17 protein-coding genes are annotated in these 25,757 nt (G+C 65.8%); 9 read left to right on the forward strand and 8 right to left on the reverse strand.

Going from position 1 to position 25,757, the window contains the following annotated elements; genetic code table 11:
* Positions 1–74: 74 nt before the first annotated feature.
* From ACP7BZ_RS12215 to ACP7BZ_RS12225, 3 genes are all read right to left on the reverse strand, one after another.
* Positions 75–689, reverse strand: coding sequence for a hypothetical protein (locus tag ACP7BZ_RS12215; protein ID WP_426113440.1), 615 nt, complete (start codon positions 687–689; stop codon positions 75–77).
* Between the two features lie 413 nt (positions 690–1,102).
* Positions 1,103–1,447 (reverse strand): hypothetical protein, encoded by a 345-nt coding sequence (locus ACP7BZ_RS12220; RefSeq protein WP_426113442.1) that lies wholly within the window; start codon positions 1,445–1,447, stop codon positions 1,103–1,105.
* Entirely contained in the window at positions 1,444–4,713 is a 3,270-nt protein-coding gene (locus ACP7BZ_RS12225) for a winged helix-turn-helix domain-containing protein (protein ID WP_426113444.1), read from the reverse strand. The genes ACP7BZ_RS12220 and ACP7BZ_RS12225 overlap by 4 nt, the downstream gene beginning before the upstream one ends.
* A 266-nt stretch (positions 4,714–4,979) precedes the next feature.
* Between ACP7BZ_RS12225 and ACP7BZ_RS12230 the strand changes: the two genes are divergently transcribed.
* Together ACP7BZ_RS12230 and ACP7BZ_RS12235 are read left to right on the forward strand one after the other, a co-directional pair.
* Positions 4,980–5,747 carry a hypothetical protein gene (locus tag ACP7BZ_RS12230; RefSeq protein WP_426113446.1) on the forward strand — a complete coding sequence of 256 codons (768 nt, stop codon included), beginning with the start codon at positions 4,980–4,982 and terminating at the stop codon, positions 5,745–5,747.
* A gap of 5 nt (positions 5,748–5,752) precedes the next feature.
* Positions 5,753–6,439 (forward strand): hypothetical protein, encoded by a 687-nt coding sequence (locus tag ACP7BZ_RS12235; protein WP_426113448.1) that lies wholly within the window; start codon positions 5,753–5,755, stop codon positions 6,437–6,439.
* Between the two features lie 42 nt (positions 6,440–6,481).
* Here the strand turns inward: ACP7BZ_RS12235 and ACP7BZ_RS12240 are convergent, their stop codons facing one another.
* Complete coding sequence (locus tag ACP7BZ_RS12240; protein ID WP_426113450.1) at positions 6,482–6,943, reverse strand: hypothetical protein; 462 nt, start codon at positions 6,941–6,943, stop codon at positions 6,482–6,484.
* 243 nt (positions 6,944–7,186) lie between these two features.
* Here ACP7BZ_RS12240 and ACP7BZ_RS12245 point away from each other — a divergent pair, with 243 nt between their 5' ends.
* Both ACP7BZ_RS12245 and ACP7BZ_RS12250 read left to right on the forward strand, forming a co-directional pair.
* A complete protein-coding gene (locus ACP7BZ_RS12245; RefSeq protein WP_426113452.1) occupies positions 7,187–8,656 on the forward strand; it encodes an iron-containing redox enzyme family protein in 1,470 nt (489 codons plus the stop codon).
* 126 nt (positions 8,657–8,782) lie between these two features.
* Positions 8,783–9,448, forward strand: coding sequence for a response regulator (locus ACP7BZ_RS12250; RefSeq protein ID WP_426113454.1), 666 nt, complete (start codon positions 8,783–8,785; stop codon positions 9,446–9,448).
* 135 nt (positions 9,449–9,583) lie between these two features.
* Here the strand turns inward: ACP7BZ_RS12250 and ACP7BZ_RS12255 are convergent, their stop codons facing one another.
* From ACP7BZ_RS12255 to ACP7BZ_RS12265, 3 genes are all read right to left on the reverse strand, one after another.
* On the reverse strand, positions 9,584–12,415 hold the full coding sequence (locus ACP7BZ_RS12255) for a response regulator (RefSeq protein ID WP_426113456.1): 2,832 nt from the start codon (positions 12,413–12,415) through the stop codon (positions 9,584–9,586).
* A 229-nt stretch (positions 12,416–12,644) separates the two neighbouring features.
* On the reverse strand, positions 12,645–13,091 hold the full coding sequence (locus ACP7BZ_RS12260) for an Hpt domain-containing protein (RefSeq protein WP_426113458.1): 447 nt from the start codon (positions 13,089–13,091) through the stop codon (positions 12,645–12,647).
* Positions 13,084–16,248 (reverse strand): ATP-binding protein, encoded by a 3,165-nt coding sequence (locus ACP7BZ_RS12265; RefSeq protein WP_426113460.1) that lies wholly within the window; start codon positions 16,246–16,248, stop codon positions 13,084–13,086. Before ACP7BZ_RS12265 ends, ACP7BZ_RS12260 begins: the two co-directional genes overlap by 8 nt.
* Positions 16,249–16,686: 438 nt before the next feature.
* Between ACP7BZ_RS12265 and ACP7BZ_RS12270 the strand changes: the two genes are divergently transcribed.
* The 5 genes from ACP7BZ_RS12270 to ACP7BZ_RS12290 all read left to right on the forward strand — a co-directional run bounded on the left by ACP7BZ_RS12270 (position 16,687) and on the right by ACP7BZ_RS12290 (position 24,226).
* Complete coding sequence (locus ACP7BZ_RS12270) at positions 16,687–17,334, forward strand: ANTAR domain-containing response regulator (RefSeq protein WP_426113462.1); 648 nt, start codon at positions 16,687–16,689, stop codon at positions 17,332–17,334.
* 293 nt (positions 17,335–17,627) lie between these two features.
* The gene (gene paoA, locus ACP7BZ_RS12275) at positions 17,628–18,299 is read left to right on the forward strand and encodes an aldehyde dehydrogenase iron-sulfur subunit PaoA (RefSeq protein WP_426113464.1); all 672 of its coding nucleotides are present in this window, start codon (positions 17,628–17,630) and stop codon (positions 18,297–18,299) included.
* Positions 18,296–19,252, forward strand: coding sequence for an FAD binding domain-containing protein (locus ACP7BZ_RS12280; protein ID WP_426113466.1), 957 nt, complete (start codon positions 18,296–18,298; stop codon positions 19,250–19,252). The genes paoA and ACP7BZ_RS12280 overlap by 4 nt, the downstream gene beginning before the upstream one ends.
* A 5-nt stretch (positions 19,253–19,257) precedes the next feature.
* Complete coding sequence (gene paoC, locus ACP7BZ_RS12285) at positions 19,258–21,459, forward strand: aldehyde oxidoreductase molybdenum-binding subunit PaoC (RefSeq protein ID WP_426113468.1); 2,202 nt, start codon at positions 19,258–19,260, stop codon at positions 21,457–21,459.
* Positions 21,460–21,778: 319 nt separating this feature from the next.
* On the forward strand, positions 21,779–24,226 hold the full coding sequence (locus tag ACP7BZ_RS12290) for an ATP-binding protein (protein WP_426113470.1): 2,448 nt from the start codon (positions 21,779–21,781) through the stop codon (positions 24,224–24,226).
* Here ACP7BZ_RS12290 and ACP7BZ_RS12295 read toward each other — a convergent pair.
* Positions 24,223–25,725: a DUF3443 family protein gene (locus tag ACP7BZ_RS12295; protein WP_426113472.1), complete on the reverse strand. Its 1,503-nt coding sequence runs from the start codon at positions 25,723–25,725 to the stop codon at positions 24,223–24,225. The genes ACP7BZ_RS12290 and ACP7BZ_RS12295 overlap by 4 nt on opposite strands.
* Positions 25,726–25,757 lie beyond the last annotated feature (32 nt).

The raw sequence follows: 25,757 nt of genomic DNA on the forward strand, positions 1-25,757 counted from the left end.
GTTTTGGCGCAGGGGCCGGTTTGAGGCGGGCGAGTTGGACTGCAGCGGCGCTGTCGGCCGCGACCGGCAGGCAATTACATGGGCGGCACCACGCCATCCTTTTCCACCACGATGCGCCCGGCCTTCATGCCGCTGGCACCGTCGGTGGCGATCACAAACACTTTTTTGCCGACGATCAGATCGGCGCGGCTGGCCGCCGCCATGGTCACCACCGGCGTGCCGGCCGGTACCGTCACTTCCTTGACGCCGCCTTTGTAGGCCAGTTTTAAGGTGCGGCCATTGACGCTGTCGAGCGAGGCTTCGACGTTGGCGTTGGTCATCATGCTGCCTGGCAGCAGGTCCCAGGCGTAGTGGCCTTCCCCAGTCCCGCGCGCCGTTTCCGGAAACACCAGCACTTCGACCGCCTGCAGGGTGCCGTTCGGCCCGGTCTTGGTGGCAGTGCCGATGTAACTGTCTTTTTTGATGTCGGCCAGTTGCAGGTTTTTGACGGCGCTGATGGCCTGATCGGCGGCCAGCGCCAGCTTGACGGTTTCTCCCTCGCGGCTGGTGACCGTGATGCTGGCGGCGTCGACGGCGGCAATCTGGCCGCGGATACGCACGGGGGCATCGGCAGCGTTACTGCTGATTACGACAGCGCCCAGCAACAGCGCAGCGCCCACGCGGGCGGAATGAAAAGGCATACGGCTCATGGTGGCTCCAAGAAATAAATGGGGGATTTGATGGGATAGCCTTTTGACGATAGCAGAATGTCGATTTTGAGGTGCGGCCAGCGCGTGCGGTCAGCGCTCTGTGCGTCGCTGGGCTTGATCGCTGGGGTGGGATCAGGCAATCGTACCGCTCAATCTCAGAGCTGGCCGTGAGTATGGCTACCCAGCGGCCAGAGGATGCATCACGCTGGCGTCAGCTTCCCGGCGATCAGTACCGGCTCGACCGCCGGGCAATTGCGCTTAGGGATGGGGACCGTTGAGACCTTCTAGGTCTGTATCCTGGTTCACCGGGAGGGCAAGGGCGCAGTCTTGCACGTTGGCATCGACGTCATCGGAAACAGGGCCAGGTACCGGACACGCGATCGCCCTGCGTCTCACCTGCCGCATTCGCGGTCTTATACGTGCGGTCCATTGAGAATTTCGGGATCGGTGTCCAGCGTGACGCTCGCACCGCGATGGACAGCCCTCTGCACGATGACCACCGAGAAGCTGTCGGTGGTATTGCGCGGACCACCGGCGTCGGCAATGGTAAATTCGGTGGGGCTGATGATCTGAAGGTCGCTGAACGGCGCGCTGTAGCTGATGGGGCCAAATGCCCAGCCTTCGGTGTCGAGCGAGAACTGCAGGATGCCCGACCCCGGCAGGATGGCCGGCGACGGATTGTAATAGGCAGTGTAAAGGCCGTCTTCTTCGGTGACGGTGACACTGACGGGAACGATGCTGGGGTTGTCATTGCTCATGGTGCGCCTTCCTTGTTAGTGGAGTGGATCGTCAGGTAGCTGACGAAATGCGATTCTTCGTACTTCATGTTTTCCAGCTGCTTGCGTTGCATGGAAACCTGTGCGCCAAGTCCAGCGCAGATACTTGCTTCTACCCAGGGCGCAAGGACCTCATAGTCACCGCTACGGGGTTTGCTCGGCTCGAGTACATCGCGGGCCTGCTGGCACAGCGCGCGGCTGGCCTTGACGCTGTCGGCCAGGCTGGCCTTGAGCATTAATGCTTCCGCATACGTCTTGGCGATCGCCCGGTCTTCGGGCAACTTGGCATTGATCGCTTCGAGCGTGTGCAAGGCTGGCGCCAGGATGGCTGCCGCGGCGAATGCCTGCCCGCGGCGCATTTTCAATGCCGCCTGCCGCACGCGGGCGACGGCCGACAGACGCGCCAGATTGGGCTTGGCCGGCTCGCGTGCGGCCGATTTGTCCAGTTGCTCCTGCAGTGCAATCCACTGACGCAATGTGGCGTCATCGTCGTCGCTCACACTCAGGCGCATGACCTCGACCGATTGCAGGTGCGTGAGTACATCGACATTGCTCGCATCGCCGTTCACGATGGTTCTTAGCAAAGCGGCCGCGCGCGTGTAATCGTCGCGTGCCAGCGCGCGCCGTCCCAGCGCTTCGTTGATTTCACCCTGGTGCGACAGGGCGAAACCATAGCGCTGCAGCCAGCCGGCGTTGGCCGGGGCGGCGTTGTGCAGCCGGCCCATGATCTCGGCTTCCCGCTGATAAAGCTCGCGGGCGGCGTCGAGCTTGCCCAATTTGGCCTGGGCGCTGGCTTGCCACGACAGGCTGTTGGCCAGATCGGCGGCCAGCTTGTCGTTATCCGGCGTTCGCTCGAGCAGCGATGATTTGAGGGCGACAGAATGGGCAAATTCGTCGACCGCCATGGCCGTCTGTCCGCTGCTGAGCGCCGCACTGCCCAGGCTGCTGTGCGCATACGATTGTTCGACAATGCCATCGCTGTCGGCGGGCGCTGCCGCCGCCTGGCGGTCGGCGAATTCGCGGTAAGCGGTGAGATAGCCGATGGCTGCCGGCCAGTCGCTGCGTTCGAAGTGGATCTGCCCCAGCCAGAACGCATTGGCACCGGCGCTTTTGAGCAGCGCCGCGTCGTGCGGCGCTGCCGCCAGCTGGCGGCTGAGAATAGCGCGGCCCAGCAGCAGTGCCGCTTCGGCGCCGGCGCCGTCGCCGCGTGCCATTTTTACTTCTGACAGCACTTGCAGCGCCTTGGCACGCTGCGCCAGGGCGGCGCCGCTCGCTTCGTGGCGGCCATCGGCCAGGTAGACCAGCGCGCGGTTGCTGACGCTGTCGAGCAGGTCGAGGCGTCCCAGCGGACGCAGCCGTTCGACAAAATCGCCCAGCATAAAACTCATCAAGCCTTCCGCTTCGTTGCGGTGCTGCTCCGCTTCGCGCTGGGCGGTGCGGGCGGCAATGCTGAGGACGCCGGCCAGCATGGCCAGGCCGAACAGCATCACCAGCATGATGATGCGCACTGTTTCAGCGCGCCGTACCCGTTCCAGCGAGGCATCGATATAAGCCGCCGTCAGCGGCTCGAGCCCCAGTGCGCCGTCCTGGCGCAACAGCCGGGCCTGATTGGCCTGCAGGCCGCGCGGCAGCAGCAAATCGCGGCTGCGGCCATGCTCGGCCCAGCGCACGGCGCTGGCGGCGATGCGGGTGCGCACCTGTAAACTCTGGCGGTGGCTGTCGACCCACTCGACCACCCGCGGCCAGCGCCGCAGCAGCGCTTCGTGGGCCAGGCCAAATACCGCCGTGCCGGACTGCAGGCTGCTGGTAAACAGGCGGGCGTCGACCAGCGCCTTGACCAGGTCTTCAGCCGCCGTCGACGCCAGCGCTGACCAGGGCGCCGGTCGCGCCGTCACCGCCAGCTCGTCTTCGGCCACCTGCACCAGCAGCGAGAGCACGTGGGGCAGGGCGGCCATCTGCACCGCCGACAGGCTGGTCAGTACCTGCTCGGCACGCGCGCCGATGGCGCCATCGATGCCGCCGAGCTGCTGGTAGACCTCGAAACTGAGCACATTCTCCGGCGTGCGCTGGCGATACAACTCTTCCAGGCAATATTGCAGCAGAGGCAGGGTATCGGGCCGATCGCGCGCGGCGGCGCACAATTCATCGTCGAGGGCGGCGCCATCGCTCTGGCGTACGCCAAAGCTCAGGCCAGCCGCACGCGCCGGGTGGCGCACCATCTGGGCGATTTCGGCGCCGCTGGGGGCGGCGACATCGATATGGCCGCCGGTCGCCTTGAGCGCCATGAGCACACCAATGCTGGCCAGGTGCGGATAAAAATCGTTGCGGCACGCGATCAGTACCAGCACGGCGCCGCTGGTGGCGAAGCGGTCAAGCAGCTCGACAAAGGCCTGGCGCACGATCTCGTCGAGCGCCGCATGGCGCAGCAGCGCTTCGAAGCGGTCGATGAACAGGGCGCAGCGGGCGCCGCTGGCGGCCGCTGCCTGCACCAGCACGGCGATCACGCCGGCAGCGCCGCCAGCCTGGGCCAGCCGCTGGCCCAGGCTGGCGGCGCTGTCGTTGGCAAACAGTGGCAGGCCGGCGCCCGTCTCGGCATCGAGCAGGACGCTGCCAAGAGCCTGGAACAGGTCCGATTTGGCCAGATCGGCGCAATCGAAATACAGGTTGTTGTGGAGGCGCAGATTGACTGCAGCGCTGCCATCGAGCAGGCGGGCGAGCACGCCGGCGCGGATCAGTGAAGTCTTGCCGGAGCCGGACGGCCCTAGCACCAGCACCATCGCGCGGCCGGCGCGCAACTGGCTGTCGACGGCGCGCAAGACCGCACTGCCGCCGTCGGCACGGCCGAAAAATACGGCGCTGTGGCGTTCTTCAAATGGCGCCAGGCCACGAAACGGCGTTTCGTTCAGCCAGGTGGCTTCTGGCACTTCATTGCTGCGCACCAACTCGGCGACGGTCCGGTAGCCGCGCTTGCGGATCGTTTCGATATACCGCGGTGCGCTGCTGGAATCGCCCAGCACCTTGCGTAACTGGGCAATCGTTTTATGGACGGGATTGTCGCCGCCAATATTGCTTCCCCAGCAAGCAATCAATAATTTCTCCGGTGCAACCACTTCGCCGCCGTGCGCCGCCAGCGTCACCAGCACGTCCATCGCGCGCGGTTCCATCTGACGTTGCTGGTCGTCTTTGTAAATCGAATTGCTGGCCGGATCGACCAGCCAGTCGCCGAAGCGAAAGGCGACCGCGGTCATCGGGGGGTGGCGTTCATCGCGCATTTAGTTTCTTTTTCTCAATGTTGCTCAGTGTAGCTGATGGATTTTGCTTTTCGCAACTTTTATTTGGTGTCAACTTGCCGGTTTTTTGTTAAATATAAATTGAATTAATTCAACAGCTTAGGCGCCGGAAGGTTTCCGGAAGGTTATATTTGGTCGATCGGACTACAGTGACACCACGGTTGCAGAATAGCCAGGGCCCCTCCGGCCCAGCTTCTGTCCGATATAGCGGAGCAGCAATGTTGATGACGACCGAACACCTCACAGCCGACGCCGCCAGCAGCGCCGACGAGGTAAAGATTGCATTAATGAAAGTTTTGCTAAGCAGCGATTTCAGCCGTGCCCAAAGAATGCGCGAGTTGTTACGCTTTCTGGTCGAGCAAAAATTGGCAGGATCACAACGTGAAACCCACGAATATGCCGTTGGCATCGAGGTGTTCAAGCGCAACCCCGCCACCTATAACACCTGCAACGATCCGATCGTGCGGGTCCAGGTGGGGCGCTTGCGTGACCGGTTGCGTGCCTATTACGCCGACGCCGGCCGTGAGGATCCCATCCGTTTCACCATTCCCATCGGAAGTTATATGCCGGAGATTGCCTTGATGGCTCCCCCATCCCTGCCATCGCCGCCCGCCACGGCGGCCGCAAGTATTGCACGGCATTACCTGCTGGCGCACTGTGCGCTATTGTATTTTGATAATGATGCCTACGGTCTGGCGTTTACCCGCGGTCTCAACGAAGAATTGGTGCACCAGCTCTATTGCGCCTTCGGTGCCACCATCGTGCCGCACACCGGCGCCCGTCTGAGCGCCACTGTCAGCCATCGCCTCGAGGGCAGCGTGCGCATCGATGGCGACATGGTGCGACTGGCCCTGCGGCTGGTCGATAACAGTGCCGGCAGCATGGTGTGGTCGCAGCAGTTCGACGGCCGCGCCGCCCTGTCGATCGAGTTGCAAGACCAACTGGCGGCGGCCGCCTGCGCTGCCCTCAACCAGTATTTTGCCCACGGATGAGCGCCATGAAACTGGCGATCCTTCCTCTCGTCCGGCGCGCTGCCCTTGCTCCGAGCAATACGGCGGCACCGGCGGCACCGGCGGCGGCCAGGCTGGCGCAGGCTGCCGTCGTGTTGAAGCTACAACAGCGTCTGCAGCGCAGCGCTGCCACCGACATTGTGTTGTTCAAGAAAAACTCCGCTGCCGCTGCCGGCACCGTCGTCATTGCCTGGCGGGTGCTGCGCTGCAGTGCCGGGCAAGATGTCGAGGTGCTGGTGCCGTTTACCCAACAGTGCGCGGTGCGGGTGGCGGCTGTCGATGGCGCCATGCGCGCAGCACCCGGTGGCCAGCTGCTGCAGATTGCCAGCCCGGTAGCGGACCAAAACGGCCAGACTTGGTCGGCGCTGGTGGCCAATCTGTTTGGGGTCCGCAATGACACCGCCGCGCCGTGGCTGGAGGTGCTGCTGTACAAGGATGGCCGCCTGCTGTGCCGCCATGCGGTGTTGGCGCCAGGGGCGACGGCGTTGTTTGAGGTATTGCCATATCTGCATGTGGCCACCTGCTGCGGCCTGGCCGAGGGCGATCCCATCGATGCGGCGACGCTGGCTTCGGCCACCCGCATCAGTCTGCTAGGTTTGCGCAGCGCCACGCTCGAGTTGCACGATCGGGCAGGGCACGCTCAATTCCTGCTCGGTCAGCAGCGTTTTAGCTAAACGGCCCTCCCGCCAGCAACGGCTGGGCGGCGGCCGGCAAAGTCAAGCCGCATTGCGGCTGCCCTCGCATGCGTTCTGGTCAGCAGCGCTGGGCGTTAGCGAAGCGAGCCATAATTGGCCGCGCGCGGTGATGGTTTTATTGGTGGCGTTGAAAAAGCCGCTGGAAGTGAGCCAGCGCTCAACGTCAGCGACCATGGCCGGCTGGCCACCGGCGCGGGTTTGTTCCAGCGCGGCGATGCAATCGGCTTGGAACAGCGCGCGCGCCCCCGTCTTGGTCAGTTGCACCGTGCCGGAACCGAGCCGAATGACCAGCTGCAAATCAAATACCTGCCTGGCCAAGGCCGTGGCTTGCTGCGCGGATTGCTGAGTGAACGGCTGCGCTGATTGCTGCGTTGATTGCTGTGTTGATTGCTGCCCCGGCGGCGCCGACGCTGCCGTCGCCAGCGTGCTGCCTGCTTCGTCGAGCGCGCGCAGCAGCGCGATGATTTCCTTGCTCAGTCTCATTGTTCTCACATATGCCAAGCCGGCGCAGCGACCGGAATGGCGGTATTTTACTGTGGGCGAAGGTCGCTGCCCAGCCGGATTCCAATCGTGCGCCCCCCATGCTGGCGCCTGTGTTTCAAGGGAAAATTTTAGAATTAACACCGCTGTGGTGTTTCGCCTACACGCACAGTGGCGGTGCGCTGATCCGGCCGCGCCGGGCGGGGCCCGATAATGGTGCATCGAAATTATTGTCAGTAATCAACCATGCTTCCAGCGCTCATCGACCTGCCCGTCAGTGCCAAGTCCGATTTTGACCCTGCCGATATGACTGCGGGCGCCGCCAGCGGCACGCCCGGCGCCGGGCCGGTGCAGACCCTGTATGCTCATCTGCGCGTGCATCCTGCCGGCGCCGGCGCCGACGCCGTGGCCTGGCTGCACGGCCAGCTGGCGCAGGCGCGTGCGCTCGACGACGCCCTGCCCGTCGATCTGGCCGATCTGGAGCAGTGGATCAGCGCTCAGACGGCACAGGTGGGCGCCCAGTATCGCAGTTACCTCGGGGAGCGCAAGGCCGGCGCGCCGCGCCGATACTTCGCCAGCCGTTCGCATGCCCTGCATTTTTTGAAAGCGGTGGGACCGACCAAGCTGGTCGATGGCGCCTGGCTGTACGGCACACTGGCGCACTGGGGCGACGCCCGCTTTTTGGGCCTGATCCGTACCTACCTGGAAGAACTGGGCGACGGCGTGCCAGCCAAAAACCACGTGGCCCTGTTTCAGAAACTGCTCGACACCCATGCGATCAACGACTGGCAGGGACTCGATGACAGCCATTTCGTTCAGGGCGCCATTCAACTGGCGCTGGCCCACCATGCGGACGCCTTCCTGCCCGAGATCATCGGCTTTAACCTCGGCTACGAGCAATTGCCCTTGCACCTGTTGATCTGCGCCTATGAACTCAATGAATTGGGCATAGACCCCATGTACTTCAGCTTGCATGTCACCATCGACAACGCCGATTGTGGTCACGCGCGCAAAGCGGCGCAGGCGGTGCAGGCATTGCTGCCGCAACTGGGCGGCCGCGCCGCCTTTGTCCGCCGCATCCGCGACGGTTACCGGCTCAACGCACTGGGCGCGAGTACCTTGTCGGTGATCGAGGACTTCGATCTGGAGGAGGAGCTGATTGCCATCTTGCGGGCGAAAAGCCGCCACGGTCAGAACATGCATGCGGATTATTGCCGGCTGGCAGGCCGATCCATCAACGACTGGCTGGCCAGGCCCGAGCAGATACCGGCCATGCTGGCGGCAATGGCCAAGGGCGGCTGGATCGCACGCGGCCAGGCCGCCGAGCAAAGCCGCTTCTGGCGCTTGTTGCAGGGAACGCATGCCACCATGTTCGGCGTGTTCAGCGACTACGAGCAGCAGGTGTTGCGCGACTGGATCGAAGACGCCCAGGTGCAGCCGGCGCGGCTGGTATCGCACCGCGCGCAGATGCGCGCCATCGAGCAGCTGGGCGGCGTCAGCGCGCGGCCGGCGACGCCGCGTGCCATCTGGCGCCATGCGCTGCAGGCCAGCGCGGGCGCGGCCAGCGACCTGCACCTGCTCGAACAACACATTGCCGAGCTGCCCGATAAAGCGGCCGCCATGGACACCTTGCGACAGCTGATGGCGCCGCAGCTGCACGCGAGCCCGGTGGGGTTGATGGCCACGCGCCTGTTTGGCCGTCTGCTGGCGCTGTGAGCCGGTGCTTGTAAAATTTGGTGATTAACGACACATAACCATGCGATAACAACTAGATTCCAATATGCGATAAAAATTGATTAGAATGTGTCATCGCGTCGCACATGGCGCCCTCGTGGAGTAATGATGTCGATTCAGGACCAACCGCAAACCGTCACCCTGCTACTTATCGATGACCATGAGCTGTTTCGTTTCGGCGTCAGGGCATTCATGCAGCCGCATCCACACATTCACGTGGTGGGCGAGGCCGCCGATGGCGTCAGCGGCCTGGCGCTGGCACGCCAGTTCCAGCCGGCGGTGATCCTGCTCGATTTGCAAATGCCCGACCTGAGTGGCCTGCAGCTGCTGGCGCAGCTACGGCGCGAGTGTCCCGCCTCTGCCGTGCTCATGCTCACCAGTTCGGATGACGCCAGCGATCTGGCCGACGCCCTGCGCGGCGGCGCCTGCGGCTACCTGCTCAAGAGCGCGGACGCCGATTTCCTGGTGCGTGCCGTTGGCCGCGCCGCTGCCGGCGAAGTGATCGTCGCCGAAGCGATGACCTCGAAGCTGGTGGCGCAATTGCGCGTGCCAAACGCCGCGGTGGCCGACCTGGCCAGCCTGACCCCGCGCGAAAAACAGATCTTACGCCGCCTCGCGCACGGCGAGAGCAACAAGGTGATCGCCCGCACGCTCGATCTGGCTGAAAACACGGTGAAGATTCATGTCCAGCACGTGCTGCGCAAGCTCTCGCTCAGCAGCCGCGTGCAGGCGGCGGTGTTTGCGGTGGAAAATGCGGCGGCGCTGGGGGTATAGCGCGGGGGGGCATGGCTCCATGCCGGAGTGGCTTTTTTGGGCCGGACAGTCAGGCACACGGGGACAGGTAAGTTCGCTCCAGCCGCCGCCGGCGGCCGATTGCGCCTGCGTGGCGGCAGTCAAAATCAAACCGCGTCACTTGACGGCGTAGCGCGCCATCATCTGCTGAAACTCGTGCGCCCGAAACGGTTTTGACAGGTAGTCATCCATGCCGCCGGCGATGCATTTTTCGCGGTCGCCTTCGAATGCATTGGCGGTCATGGCGATGATGATCGAGGCGGCGCTGCCGCCCTGCTCGCGGCGGCGGATGTGGGCCGTGGCCTCCAGACCACCCATTTCCGGCATCTGCAAGTCCATCAGGATGACGTCGAAATGCGCCTGCGCATGGATGGCCAGCGCCTCGATGCCATTGCTGGCGATGCTGACATCGTGCCCCCACTTGTTTAGCAGGATGTGCGCCAGCTGCTGGTTGAGTTCATTGTCTTCCACCAGCAGCACCCGCAGGCAGCGCGTTGGCGCGCTGGCGTCAACCGTCGCCAGCGGCGGGCGGCGCTGGCCCAGCAGCTGCTGCAGGGCGGCGCGCAGGGGCGCGCGCTGCGGCGGTGCTGGCAGGCAGGCGCCGATGCCCAGCCGCTGCTGCCGCTGCGCGTCGCCAGCGGCGGCGGCCGACAGCATCAGCACCGGCACCTGGCGCAAGGCGCTCGAGGCCAGCGCCAGCGCGGTATCGAAGCCATCCATCAGGGGCAGGTCGTCATCGATGACGATGAAGTCGACCGTGGCGTCGCTGTTGGCGGCGCACCACGCCAGCGCGTCCGGGCCGCAGCGCTGTTCGATGACGTCGCCGCCGCCTTCCACCAGCTCGCGCAGCAGCGCGGCGCTGCTGGCGCTGGCCTCGATCAGCAGGACGGTGCGGCCGGCCAGGCTGGCGTCGGCGGCCACCCGCGCGGCGCCGGCGCCAACGGCGACCGGCAGCGCCAGCTCGAGGCAGAAACTGCTGCCACGTCCGACCTCGCTGTCGACGCTGATGCTGCCGCCCATCAGGCCGGCCAGGCGGCGCGTCAACGACAGCCCCAGACCGGCGCCGCCGAAGCGGCGGCTGGCCGAACCGTCGGCCTGGCGGAAGGCGTCGAAGATGCTGGCCTGCTGCTCCGGGGCGATGCCGATGCCGGTATCGCACACGGTAATGCTGACGCGCTCGACGCCATCGGCCGCCGCGCCGAGCGCGCGCACCCGCACCTGCACCTGCCCGGCATCGGTGAACTTGACGGCATTGCCAATCAGGTTGACAAGGATCTGGCGCAGGCGTGCCGGGTCGCCCAGCACGCACGGCGGCAGCGCCGCATCGATGTCGAGCAGCAGGGCGATGCAGTGGTCGGCGGCGCGCGCGGCCTGCGCCTGCAGGCTCTCGCGCACCAGTTGCGCCAGATCGAAGGGCACCGCCGCCAGCTCGATGGCGCCGCCCTCGATGCGCGAGAAATCGAGGATGTCATCGATCATCGCCAGCAGGGCGTCAGCCGAACCGTGCACGATGTCGAGATAGCTGCGCTGCTGCGCCGTCAGCGTCGATTCGAGCACCAGTTCGGTCATGCCCATGATGCTGTTGATGGGGGTGCGGATTTCGTGGCTCATATTGGCGAGAAATTCGCTCTTGGCCCGGCTGGCTGATTCGGCCGCATCCCTGGCCGTCTGCAGCGCCTGCGCTACCGCCTTCTGTTCGGTGACGTCGGTCAGGCTGCCGGTGACGCCGCTGCAGACACCGGCGTCGTCGAATTCGGCGCGCGCATGCGCTTCGAGATAACGGCGCTGGCCGTCGCGCGTCAGAAAGCGCATCAGCTGGCGGCCGCTGTCGCCATTGCCGGCGACGATGCCGGCAAAGCCGGCCAGCGCCGCTGCGCGCGCGTCCGGATCGAGGTAATCGCTAAACGGCTGCCCCAGGCTGGCGGCGACCTCGAAGCCGGTGATGGCGGTCCATGCCGGATTGAGAAAATGCCAGCGGCCGCTGGCATCGACCTGGAACACCACTTCGGACAGGCTGTTGACGACCTCGCGGTACTGGCGTTCGCTGACGGCGATTTTCTGCGCCAGGCGCTTGCTGGTACTGATGTCGGTGCGGATGGTGATGAACTGGTAGGGCTTGCCGGCGCCATCGAGAAACGGCACCACGGTGGCGTCGACCCAGTAGGGCAGGGCGTGCTTGGTCAGGTGGCAGATTTCGCCATGCCAGACAGCGCCGTTGCGCACGGTGGCCCACATGCTGTCGAAATAACTGCGCGGATGCAGGGCCGAGTTGATGATCGATTGGGGCTGCCCCAGCAGCTCGGCGCGGGTGTAGCCGTTGATGGCGCAAAAGCGGTCGTTGACGTGGACGATGCGGCCATCGATATCGGTGACGCTGACGATCGCATGCTGGTCCATGGCGAAACGGTGATTGGCCAGATCGGTGCGGCGGCGTGCCTGCAGCTCGACCAGCTCCGGGATCAGCGCTGACCAGCCATCGAGGTCGTCGTCGACCGGCACCCGCGGCAGCAGGTCGCCATGCGCCGCCAGCGCGGCGGCGGCCGCGCGCAGCGCCTGCATTACGCGCTCGCGGCGCGCCAAATCGGCCGCCAGGCGGGCATTGGCCGTACTCAGTTCGGCGGTGCGCGCATGCTGGCGCCGTTCGGCTTCCAGGTCGGCCTGATGTTCGGCGTGGCGCAGGCTGGCGTCGAGGCCCTCGAACAGCTGCGGCAGACCGCGCAGCAGGGTGGTCGCTAGCGCGCTGGCGGCGCCAGCGGCGCCGGCGATTGCCGCGATGCCTTCAACGCCTTCAACGCCTTCAACGCCTTCAATGCCCTCGAGCGCCGTGTGCAAGGCCGCCGCCGACTCGATACCACAGCACTGGCGCAGCAGGCGCGCCAGCGTGGTGTGAAGGTCAGAACAGTCGGCGTTTGCCGCGGGCAGCAGTACGGTGGATGGGCGCAGATCCATACGATAGGTGCGAAGGTCCACTTCAGGCTTTGTCGGTGGTGGGCCGCTCATCATCGCTTGCACTGGCTGCCGGCATGGGGGCGGAACGCTCGCGCAGGGCGGCCTGAGTCCGGCGCAATCACCGCGCTGACCGACCACCCCCTGCAGCTGCTAGGTTGCCATAGACCGAGGCGCTTGCCAGTCCTGAGCCCGCACTAGTCATTTCGGATGAGCTATCCCGGGGCCGTCCTTACTGCGCCAGTGCCGCCTGCATTTCGGCCAGTACCGCCTCGATCAGCTGCTCGCAGCGGCTGACCTGGGACGCCGTCGGCGCGCCCTCGAGCAGCGTCTGTTCGAGGCCCGCCAGTGCGAGCGCCAGTTCGGTGGCGCCAAAAATGACGACGTTGCCGCGCATTTCGTGCGCCATCCGGCCGGCGCGCGCGTGGTCAGCGCTGGCGATGGCTTCGAACAGGGCGTCGCGGGCGGGCGGGGTGGCGCGCTGGAACATGCCGATCAAATGGATGAAGGTGGCAGTGTCGTTGCCGATGGCGTCGAGCAGTGAACGGGGATCGATGTGCTGGAAAGCGTGGGCCATGTGTGAAGGTTGTGGTGAAGGTGCTGGTTGAAATGCGGGGACCGCCAGCGCGAGCGGGGTGGGCGCCATCGCCAGCGGCGCCGCTGCCAGCGTGTCAGCCATGCAGGGGCGCGCCTTGCGCGGCAGCGGCGTGGATGTCGGCGCTGGCGGCGCTGGCATCGACTGCATCGCCGGCCCTGGCGGGGTCCGGGCTGCGCGCGCTGGCGCCGCTGACCGTGACGGTTGCGGCGTCGCTCTGGCAGTCAGGCTCGCGCTGGCGCAGCGGCTCGCCCTGCAGCCCGGTCAGGCGGCGAATCAGGGCGATGGTCAGCGGGATGTCGAATGGCTTGGTAATAAAATGGCTCATGCCCGCTTCGCGCGCGGCGTCGTGATGGGACTGGAAGGCGCCGGCGGTCAGCGCCACGATGGGCAGGTTGGCAAAGCGCGCTTTGGCACGCAGGCGGCGGGTCGCCTCGATGCCATCCATGACGGGCATCTGCACATCCATCAGCACCAGGTCGACCTCGTCGGGGTGCTGGTCGAGCCAGGCCAGGGCGGCGCCGCCATCGTCGGCCAGGGTCACGCTGGCGCCCTGGTCGGACAGGATGCGGCGCGCCACCTCGCGGTTGATTTCACTGTCGTCGACCACCAGCAGGCGCAGGCCGGCCAGCTGCGCCGCCGCCCCTTTGACGGCCAGCGCGCCGACCTCGATACTGGCGCGCTGGCGGCGTGCTTCGATGACTGCCTGATACAGCGTCGAGGCGGTGAGCGGCTTGGTCAGCACCGCATCGATGGCGCCGTGACCACCACCGGGCAGGTGGCAGTCGGCGTTGAGCGAGGCCACTGCGAAGGTACTGGTGAGCAGCACCAGCGGGCAGGCGCTGGGGCCGACAGCGGCGCGGATGGCGCGCGCCGTGTCGACGGCGTCGCCTTCGCATTCGAGCACGATGGCGCTGGGCAGGGTGCCGGCCTGCTGGCGCCGCCGCAGCGCTGCCAGCAGTGCGCTGCCGGCCGCGCAGTCGGCGTCCGCAGCGCCAGCGGCGCTGCTGTTGGCGGGCGCGTGCACGCTGTCGACCTGCCAGCCCAGCGAGCGCGCCACCTGGGTGCAGTTGGCCAGCACCAGCTCGTTGCTGGCGGCCGCCATGATGTCCAGTTCGACCTCGTGCGGCGCGCGGTAGGCGAGGCTGGCGGCGACCGCCGGCATGCACTGCACCGGGATCGAAAACCAGAACACGCTGCCGACGCCGACCGTGCTGCGCACGCCGATCTGGCCGCCCATCAGCGCCACCAGCTGCTTGCAGATATTCAGGCCGAGGCCGGAGCCGCCATAGCGCCGCGTGGTCGAACTGTCGGCCTGGGTGAAGGGGGCGAAGATCGATTGTTGCTGGTTGGCGGCGATGCCGATGCCGCTGTCGCGCACTTCGAAGGTCAGTTCGAGGCGGTCGCCCTGTTGCGCACCGGCCAGCACCGCCAGTTCAACGCGTCCGCTGGCGGTAAATTTGATGGCGTTGCTGGTCAGGTTGACCAGCAGCTGTTCGAGGCGCAGGGCGTCGCCCATGATGCTGGCCACCTGGCGCGGCAGCGCCTGCACCAGCAGCACCAGCGGCTTGTCGGCCACCGCCACGCCCATGGTGGCGGCGACGTTGTCGATGACGTCCTGCAGGGCGAACCAGCTGCGGTCGATGGTCATGGCGCCCGCTTCGATCTTGGAGACATCGAGGACATCGTTGATGATGCCCAGCAGCGAGCGCCCCGAGCTGCGGATCTTGAGCAGCATGGCCTCGGCATCGCCCCCCAGGTCGGACTGTTCGAGCAGGTAGGCCAGACCGAGGATGGCGTTCAGGGGGGGGCGGATTTCGTGGCTCATATTGGCCAGGAACTCGGCCTTGCTGCGGCTGGCCGCTTCGGCCGCATCGCGCGCTTCGAGCAGGAAGGCTTCGGCGCGTTTTTGCGCCGAGATGTCCTGGGTGAAGATCAGGGTGGCCGGGCCATCGCCCAGCTCGACCCGGGTGGTGGCCTTGTAGACCGGAATGCGGCCGCCGTCGCTGCGCAGGCCGACCGCTTCGAAATGCTGTTCAGTCGGCGAATCGGCGCCGATCAGTGCTTCTTCGTGCCGCAGCAGGGCCAGCGATTCCGTTGCCAGCATGGCGCGCCACGGCAGGCCGGCCATGGTCTCGGCGGGTGGATGGCCGTGCAGCAGCTTGTAGCGCCGGTTGGTGTAGACAAAGCGGCCGGCGCGCAGGATCGCCACCGCCACCGGCGCCTCTTCGATCAGCGTGCGAAAGCGCGTTTCGCTGTCGCGCAGGGCGTCCGACTCGCTGCGTTCATGCAGGCGGTCCTGGGCCAGCCGGCGCAGCAGGCGGCGGCGGCGCTGGCTCCAGGCCAGCGCCAGCGCACTGCCCGGCGCGGCCAGCACGATCAGCACGGCGAACAGGCGCGCCTGCTGGTCGAGCGGTGCCACCACGGCGTTGGCGTCGCGGCTGATCGACAGCACCATCGAATGGTCCATGCCGACGTTGGCCGGGGCGATGGCGTGGTGGATCGTCAGTGGCGCCAGGCCCTCCAGCAAGGGCAACGCGCGCGCGGCCGGTGGCGCCATGGCATCGCCGAGGCCGCCGCTGGCGCCACTGATCTCGACAAACGGCCGGCCGTCGGCAAACGCCACCGAGGCGCGAACGTCGGCGGCGTACATCAGCGTGCGCAGCATGCCGGCAAAATAGCGCGGCGCCAGCACCGCTGTCACCACGCCCTGGAAGCGGCCATCGCGGCCCGGTACCATGCGGCTGGCGGCGACCACGATGTCGCCGCGGATCGAGCGAAATGGCGGCGACAGATAAAAGGTGGCGGGATCGCCCTGCAGGCGCGGCACAGTAAAGTATTCGCGCTGCGAAAAATTGCGGCCCAGCAGGTCCGCGGGGACGCCGGCCACCACCACGCCGCTGCCATCCATCACGGTCACCGCGCGCACGCTGGGCATCGCTTCGGCCAGCGCGGTCAGGCGCATGCTGATGGCAGCGGTGTCCAGATGGGCGGGATCGACCAGGCGGTCGCGGATGACGCCGGCGAGCGCCTGGTTGACGGCGACCAGGTTCAGGCTGATATCGTTGGCGACGAAATTGGCGAACGTCTCGATGCGTTCGTGCTCAGCCACCAGCAGGCGCCGCGTTTCGCTGGTGTGCCAGGCCACCGCGCCAGAGACCAGCGTCAGCATGATCACGCCCCATGCCAGCCATTCGGCCAGCGGGCGTTTCCAGATGGGCGGGGCGGTTGACATCATCATGGCAGCGTAGGGACCCCTGGGTGACTGCTTGTCGATCAATGCCGCGCGAGGACGGCGATCCGTTGCGCGCGAAGCATGGTGGCACAACGCCGTAATGGAGCGAGCTTATCCATGGCGAATCATACAAGTCTTGTGACGCAATTTGTCAAATAAAATAACATTGCCGTTTTGATCTATGCTGGCTTTCCCCGGGCTTGCGGGCGTCTGTGCGACGTGCCGTTTCCCTTCATCGCGCTGCGGGCTAGCTAAATAATAGCCCCATCGTGTCGTCGCGAGCGTACAAATTTTTCAATCGGTAACATTTGATCGTGATTTTTGTTACTTTTAGTACACATATTGGCAGGCGCGCAGGCAGGCGGTGGCGGCGGTGGGGCGCCATGTGGGGGCGCGGCGGCAGCCAATCGATTATGATGGGGCCACTTTGACCCTGGAGCTCGAATGACCGACGTGTTGCCTGCCGAGCCATCGCGGCGCCTGATCTTACTGGTCGACGACGACATCCACCTGCTCGCCCTGCTCAGCAAGATGCTGCAACTGGCCCATTACGATGTGCGCATCGCCACCTCGGCGCCGATGGCGCTGAGCATGCTGGCCGATGGCGGCCGCGAGCCGGATCTGGCCATTCTCGACATTCAGATGCCTGGCATGTCGGGTCTCGAATTGGCGCGGCTGGTGCGCGCCAATTCGCCGGTGCCGTTCCTGTTCCTGTCGGCCAGCGACGCCGAGGCTTCGGTGCGCAGCGCCATCGAGCAGGGCGCGGTGGGTTATCTGGTCAAGCCAATCGAACTGAACCAGTTGCTGCCCACCGTGATCGCCGGGCTGGCGCGCGGCGACGAAATCCGCGGCCTGCGCGACAATGAAGAGCGCCTCGGCCAGGCCCTGCAGACGGGCCGCGAAACCGGCATGGCGGTGGGCGTGCTGATGGAACGCTACCGGCTCGACCGCGAAATGGCGTTTCGCATTCTGCGCGACCAGGCCAGGTCCTCGCAACGCAAGCTCAACGACGTCGCCCGCGAATTGCTCGATGCCGGCGAGTTGCTCAACAGCTTCAACCGGCGCCTGCCGGAAGTGCCGCGCAAGCAGTAAAAGTTCAGGGAAAATCCCCAAAAGTCTACGGTGTTAATCAAATATTGTTAATGCAGTTACACTGCGCTTCGATCGTCCGCGCGATCGTGTGATGGTCCGATTGCCTGCATGCCCTATTTGCCGTACTTCAAAGAGACTTGACCATGCCGCACCTACAGCATGCCGCGACCGCTTGTTCGCCATTGCCAACGCCCGCCCAGCTGCGCCGTGATCGAGCGCCGCTGTCTGCGTTCTTGCCATCTGCGGTGTTGCCATCTGCCGTTTTGTTACTTTCCGCCAAAGGACGTCCCCCCATGAACCATCTCAGCGATCTCACACTCACCCGTCGCGACCTGCTCATCGCCGGCGCCCTCACTGCCGGCGCCAGCGCAGTGCCGGCGCTGGCGGCCGCACCTGCTGCTGCTGCTGCTGCCCCTCTGCCAGTGGCGCCGACGCCGCCGGTGATGGGCAAGGTCAGCCTGCGCATCAACGGCAAGCAGCAACAGTTGCAGGTCGATACCCGTACCACCCTGCTCGACCTGCTGCGTGAAAACCTGCAGCTGAGCGGCACCAAGAAGGGCTGCGACCATGGCCAGTGCGGCGCCTGCACGGTGATCGTCGATGGCCGCCGCATCAATTCCTGCCTGTCGCTGGCGGTGATGCACGAAGGCGCCGAGGTCACCACCATCGAAGGGCTCGGCACCCCCGACAAACTGCATGCGATGCAAGCTGCCTTCATCAAGCACGACGGTTACCAGTGCGGTTACTGCACGCCTGGCCAGATCTGTTCGGCGGTGGCGGTGATTGAAGAGATCCGCCAGGGCTTGCCCAGCCACGTCAGCGGCAGCCTGGTGGAAAAGCCGCTGCTCTCACCGGCCGAGCTGCGCGAGCGCATGAGCGGCAATATCTGCCGCTGCGGTGCCTATTCAAACATCATCGATGCGATCACCGAATACGCCAACGCCACGCAAGGAGGCAAAGCATGAAAGTCTTTACTTACCAGCGCCCCGGCGCTGCCATGGATGCCGTGGCGGCCGCCCGTATCCCTGAATCACGTTTTATCGCCGGCGGCACCAATCTGCTCGACCTGATGAAACTGGAAATCGAAACGCCGGCCCACCTGGTCGACGTCAACAGCCTCGGCGGCGGTCTCGACAAGATCGACGCGGCGCCGAACGGCGGCCTGCGCATCGGCGCACTGGTGCGCAACACCGACCTGGCGGCCGATCCACGGGTGCGGCGCGATTATGCTGTGCTGTCGCGCGCGCTGCTGGCGGGCGCTTCGCAGCAACTGCGCAACAAAGCCACCACCGGCGGCAACCTGCTGCAGCGCACCCGCTGCCCGTATTTCTACGACACCAATATGGCGTGCAACAAGCGCCAGCCGGGCAGCGGCTGCGCCGCCATCGGCGGGTTTACCCGCAACCTGGCGGTGCTGGGCGCCAGCGCCGATTGCATTGCCACCCACCCCAGCGACATGGCAGTGGCAATGATGCTGCTCGACGCCAGCGTCGAAACCTTGACCCCGGCCGGTCAGGCGCGGGTGATCCCGATCGCCTCGTTGTATCGCCTGCCAGGCAACACCCCGCAGCACGAGACCAATCTCGAGGCCGGTGAACTGATCACTGCAGTGACCCTGCCGGCGCCGCTGGGCGGCACCCACATCTATCGCAAGGTGCGCGACCGCGCGTCGTATGCGTTCGCGCTGATCTCGGTGGCGGCGGTGGTGCTGCCCGACGGCAGCGGGCGGATTGCGCTCGGTGGGGTCGCCGCCAGGCCGTGGCGGGTGGCGGGGGCCGATGCTGCAATGAAAAACGGCGCTGCTGCCGTTGCCACGCAGCTGCTGGCCGGCGCCAGGCCGACCGAACAGAATGCTTTCAAGCTCACGCTGGTGCAGCGCACCATCGCGTCCGTGCTCAACGATGCCAAGAAAGGCTGATCGCGATGAAATTCGATACCCCCGCAAGCACCAATCCCATCGACCAGTTAAAAGTCATCGGCAAACCGCTCGACCGCATCGACGGCCCCCTGAAAACCAGCGGCAAGGCGCCGTACGCTTATGAACAGCAGCCGGCGCAGCCGGCCAAGGCGGCCTACGGCGTGGTGGTTGGCGCCGCCATCGCCAAGGGCCGCATCGTCAGCATTGAACTTGCTGCCGCCGAGCGCGCGCCGGGCGTGCTGGCGATCGTCACCGCCGCCAATGCCGGCAAACTGGGCAAGGGCAACATGAACACCGCCAAATTGCTCGCCGGTCCCGAGGTGCAGCATTATCACCAGGCTGTCGCCGTGGTGGTGGCCGAGACGTTCGAGCAGGCCACCAGCGCCGCCGCCCTGGTCAAGGTGCATTACGCTGCCGCCAAGGGCGCGTTCGACCTGGCCCACGCCAAGGCGGCCAAGCCGGCCATCAAGGAAGACAAGCAAAAGCCCGACAGCAAGGTGGGCGACTTCGCAGGCGCCTTTGCCAGCGCCCCGGTGACGCTCGACGCCAGCTACAGCACGCCTGACCATTCGCACGCCATGATGGAGCCGCACGCCTCGCTGGCGCAGTGGGATGGCGACAAGCTGACCATCTGGACCGCCAACCAGATGATCGCCTGGGGCGTCGGCGACGTGGCGCGCACGCTGAACGTACCGAAAGAACATGTACGGCTGATTTCGCCGTACATCGGTGGCGGATTCGGTGGCAAGCTGTTCGTCCGCGCCGACGCCCTGATGGCGGCGCTGGGTGCCAAAGCGGCGCGGCGGCCGGTCAAGGTGGTGTTGCAGCGGCCGCTGATTGCGAACAACACCACGCACCGTCCCGCCACCATCCAGCGCATCCGCATCGGCGCCACGCGCGACTGCAAGATTACTGCCATCGGTCACGAATCGTGGTCGGGCGATCTCGAGGGTGGCGGGCCGGAGGAAGCGGTCGCGCAGACGCGCCTGCTGTATGCCGGTGCCAACCGCATGACGGCGATGCGCCTGGCCGTCCTCGATCTGCCCGAAGGCAACGCGATGCGCGCGCCGGGCGAAGCGCCCGGCTTGATGGCGCTGGAAATAGCGATGGATGAAATGGCGGAAAAGCTGAAGATCGACCCCATTGAATTTCGCCTCATCAACGACACCAAGGTCGATCCTGAAAAGCGCGAGCGCCGTTATTCGCAGCGCCAGCTGATCGAGTGCATGCGGACCGGCGCCAACAAATTCGGCTGGAGTGCGCGCAAGGCCCCGGGCATGGTGCGCGACGGCCGCTGGCTGGTGGGGATGGGGATGGCGGCAGCGTTCCGCAACAACATGACCATGAAGTCGGGCGCCCGCGTGCGCCTGGGCGCCGATGGCATCGTCACGGTGGAAACCGACATGACTGACATCGGCACCGGCAGCTACACCATCATCGCCCAGACTGCCGCTGAAATGATGGGAGTGACGGTGGCGCAGGTGAGGGTCCATCTGGGCGACTCGGCGTTTCCGGTGTCGGCCGGTTCGGGTGGCCAGTGGGGCGCCAACAGTTCGACCGCCGGTGTCTACGCCGCCTGCGTCAAGTTGCGCGAGCAGGTGCTGCAAAAACTGGGCATGCCGGCCGATGCGGTGTTCGCCGATGGCAAGGTGGCCGGCGCTGGCAGGCAGGCCAGCCTGGCTGCCGCCGCCGCTGCTGGCGAGCTGGTGGCGGAAGACGTGATGGAATATGGTGACCTCGCCAAAAAATATCAGCAGTCGACCTTTGGTGCCCACTTTGTCGAGGTGGGGGTCGATATGGCCACCGGCGAGACGCGCATTCGCCGCATGCTGGCGGTGTGCGCGGCCGGCCGTATCCTCAATCCAAAGTCAGCGCGCAGCCAGGTGATCGGCGCGATGACGATGGGCGCCGGCGCCGCCCTGATGGAAGAACTGGTGGTTGACCACCGGCACGGTTTTTTTGTGAACCATGACCTGGCCGGTTACGAAGTGCCGGTGCATGCCGACATGCCGCACCAGGATGTGATCTTCCTCGACGAAACCGATCCGATCTCGTCGCCGATGAAGGCGAAGGGCGTCGGCGAGCTGGGTATTTGCGGGGTGGCGGCGGCGATTGCCAACGCGGTGTATAACGCCACTGGCGTGCGCGTGCGCGATTATCCGATTACGCTCGACAAGCTGTTGAAGGATATGCCTGCGTACAGCTAAGTTCAAACCGATCGTCAGCCTCGAAAACCGCAGCCGCCGCCAGGCGCTGCGGTTTTTTACGTCTGCCGACGAAGCACAATGGGGACAGGCGCCGAAGGTGCCAGCGTGGCCCGGCCAGTCTCCCCTCCGGCGGCGCCAACTCCAGCCATGGTAAAGTGAACAGTCGTACCTGCCTCCAAGCGTGCCTTTCCTTCCAAAAATCATCTGGCTTCGCCAGTGATTTTTAGCTGACTATTCGTGCGCCTCTAAGCCGGTGTTCCCCTTCGCCTCTCACCTTAGTCCAAACAAAAGTAGGTTTTCACTTTTGTTTGAATTGCATATGTTCAAATCCAGCCGCATCGCCACCCTCGCCGCCATCTTCCTCGTGCTCGCCGTCATCGCCACCTTCGGCGCGGCCATCTGGATTGCGCGCACCCAGGCCGTCGATGAATGGCAGCAGCAGGTCGATAACCTGGCACTGGTGCTGTCCGAGCAGACGGCGCAGGAAATCAAGTCGGCCTTCATCGTGCTCGACAGTATTGCCGAGAGCATGCAGGGCGACGATATTTTTACCGACCAGCAGATGCGCGAGCGCATGGGCAGCGCCGCCTGGCACGCCAGCCTGCGCGACAAGATTTCCGGCCTGCCGCAGGTGGACGTCGCCACCGTCGCCGCCGCCAATGGCGACGTTGTCAACCTCACGCGTACCTATCCGCCGCCGCAGCCAGCGATCAATCTGTTCGACCGCGAGTATTTCCAGGCCCATGTGCAGCATCCCGACCTCGGCATGTACATCAGCGCGCCGGTGCGCAACCGCAGCAATGGCCAGTGGACGTTTTACCTGAGCCGGCGCCTGAGCGGCCCGAATGGCGAGTTCCTCGGGCTGGCGCTGGTGGGCTTTTCCAGTACCATCCTGGCCGATTTTTATCAAAAGATCAGCCTGGGCGAGGGCGCCACCGTGGCCCTCTACCGGCGCGACGCCATGCTGATGGCGCGCTGGCCGCACGAGGACGCCGGCATGGGCCGCATCGCCGGACGCATGCGCGGTGCCGGCGGCGGCGCCTGGCTGGCCAATATCGATGCTGTCGCCAAGCGGGCCGCGCGCGCGGGCGCGCTGCCGCGCGTGGGGGCATCACGGCTGATCGACAAATTTCCGCTGCTGATACACGTGAGCGTCACCGACCAGTTGTACCTGGCCCAGTGGCGGCGCTTTTCCGCCGCGCTGGCGCTGGCGGGCACCATCAGCGTGCTGGCCATCCTGGCCGCCTTCCTGGTGCTGATCCTCTCGCTCAAGCGGCGCGAGCACGACATGGAAGAAATGCGCGACCTCAAGGCCGTGGCGGAGGCGGCCAACCGCGCCAAGTCGGCCTTCCTTGCCATGATGAGCCACGAAATCCGTACCCCGCTCACCGCCATCATCGGTTTTGCCGACATGTTGGGCCGCGACGGTCCGGCAGCGCAGCGGCGCGACAGTGCCGCCGTCATCGCGCGCAATGGCCACCACCTGCTCACCATCATCAATGACATCCTCGACATCTCGAAAATCGAGGCGGGCCGCCTGCAGTTCGAGCAACTGCCGTTCGCGCCACTCGAGGTGGCCAATAGCGTCGCTGCCATCATGGCCGGCCAGGCCGCGGGCAAGGGTATCGATTTTCGGCTCGAAGTGACCACCCCGCTGCCGGCGCTGGTGCTGGGCGACCCCACCCGCTTGCGCCAGATCCTGTTCAATTTGTGTGGGAATGCCGTCAAGTTTACCGAGCATGGCAGCGTGCAACTGGCGCTGGCCTACGACGTTGCCAGCGAGCGCCTGCTGTGCCGCGTCACCGACAGCGGCATTGGCATGAGCGCCGACCAGCTCGCGCTGCTGTTTCAGCCGTTCACCCAGGCCGACAGCGCGGTGGCGCGCAAGTATGGCGGCACCGGTCTGGGCCTGTACCTGGTCGAGCAGCTGGCACTGCGCATGGGCGGCGCCGTGCGCGTGAGCAGCACGCCCGGGCGCGGCTCGGTGTTCGAGGTGGACATGCAGGCGCACTGCGCGCCCGGCGCCGGCTGGGTCGAAGCGACGGCATCGCCACCGGCAACTGCGGCAGCAACAGCAGCAGCGCCGCGGCTGCACGGCCACCTGCTGCTGGCCGAAGACAGTGTCGACAACCGCCGTCTGCTGGGCGCCTTTCTCGACAGCCTGGGCTTGAGCCACGAAGCGGTCGACAACGGCGCCCACGCCCTCGAACTCGGTTCCGCCAAGCACTTCGACCTGATTTTGATGGACATCCGCATGCCTGTGCTCGATGGGCTCAAGGCCACCGAAGCGTTGCGTGCGCGCGCAGTCGACACCCCCATCATCGCCCTGACCGCCAACCTGATGCAGGAAGACCTGGCGCGCTACGCTGCCGCAGGCTTTGATCGCAGCATCGGTAAACCCATCGATTTTGCCGCCCTGGGTGCCGCCATTGCCAGCCTGCTGGGACAGGCGTCGCCAGCGCTGCCGGCGGCGCCGGCGGGCCATGCCGGCATGGATGCGGCGCTGGCCGAGATCCGTGCCGATTTCACCGGCTCGCTGCCAGCGCGGCTGGCGCAACTGGCGGCGCTGCTCGACACCGGGGCACTGGCCGAGGCGGCCGAGCTGGCCCACCAGCTGCGCGGCGCCGGCGGCTCGTTTGGCTATCCTGCCTTGAGCCGTGTGGCGCGGCTGGTGGAGACCGCGGCCGACGCCGGTGATGGCGCCGGCGCCACGCTGGCCTTGCAGCAGTTAATGGCGCTGCCAGAGCTGGCGGGGATTGCTGGTTAATACGCCCAGTAACCGCGCACGTTGCCATTCTCCAGTCCGACAAATACCTTGCGACCGAAGAAAAACGGCAAGCCCCAGTCGAAGGCATTGCCGCTGTTGCGCACCGATCCGCTGGGGCCGCCGACGTAGGCCGCGTGGATGGGGGCGCCCAGCGCTTCGACGTTTTCAATGCTGAAGTTGATCACGCGCGAGGCGCTGCCGTCGGCAGCGACGGTGGTGGCGCTGAGCAGCTGTTCGCCCGGCGGACAATAAAACCCTTTCGAGATGGTGCAGGCGGTGAGGGTACTGTCATTAAAAAACAGGCCGTTCGAGCCACTATCGATGAAGCTGGCGTTCATCGTGACGCCCTTGTAGACGGTGCTGAAGGTACCGGTGCTGCTGGCGCGCAGCGTGGTCTCACTGGTGATGGTGTTGTTGGCCGCCGTATTGATACCAAACACCAGGCTGCCATCGACGGTGGTGGCGCCGCCGCCGGCCACTGCCGGCAGGCGCAGCAGCACCCCATTATTATTGACGGCAAAGCTGGCCACCGGGTTGCTGACCTGGCTGGCCAGCGGCATGCGCGAGGCCACGCAGCTGGCGCCGGCGCAGCTGTAATAGCTCGCGCTGATGGCGTTGTTGACACAGGCGGCGCCGCAATCCTGGCGCAGCAGGCCGACGCCGAGGATACCGTTGGCGCCCAGCGCTGCCACACTGCCGATGTTGCTGCCGACGGCAGAGCAGCTGGCCGGCGTCGCCGCCACCCCACCCGGTGCTGCGCCGATCAATTCAATGGGGATGGCCGCTGCCTGTTCGCCGCCCAGCTGGAGGTCGGCCAGCACCACCGCGCCCCAGGCGTAGCCACCGACAAACTGGGCACATTCGCCGGCCGCGGCGCCGGACGGCGTTGCCACTGCGGGCAGACCGAGCGCCAGCGCCGCTGGCGCCAGCAGGCGCAAGCCGTAGGAGCCGGTGTCAAGCAGCACATGATCGATGGTGGCGCAGGTGCTGGTGCCGGGCCGGCACAGCGTCACGCTGACGTAGGGCAGGTTGATCTGGTTGCTGGCGCCGGCCGGGCCGCCGTCGACCACGATGGCCAGCGTGTTGTTCAGAACCGGCGCATTGATCACCACGCTGGCGCTGGCGACAGTGGCGCCGCAGGTGAGGGTGTAGGTGGCGGTGCTGGTGCTGGCGCTGCCGAAGCCGGCTGACGGCGCCGCCGCCGTCAGCAGCGCGCTGCCGCTGGTGGCTTGCTGGCCCGACCAGGCACCCGATGCGCTGCAACTGGTGGCGCCGGTATTTTGCGCGTTCCAGCTAAGGGTGATGGCCTGGCCAACGGTGAGCGCGGCCGGGCTGGCGCCGATGGTCAGCACCGCGGTTGGCGTCGGCGTTGGCGTTGGCGTCGGTGCTGGCGTCGGCGTCGGTGTCGGCGTCGGCGTCGGCGTCGGTACGGTGGTGGTGGTGGTGGTATTGCCGCTGCCGCTGCCGCCTCCGCACGCTGCCAGGATGGCCCCGCTCATCAGCATAACCAGCAGGGCCAGTAGCCTGCGCG

The sequence above is a fragment of the Massilia sp. PWRC2 genome, assembly GCF_049896725.1.
Lineage (GTDB): Bacteria > Pseudomonadota > Gammaproteobacteria > Burkholderiales > Burkholderiaceae_D > JAFCUW01.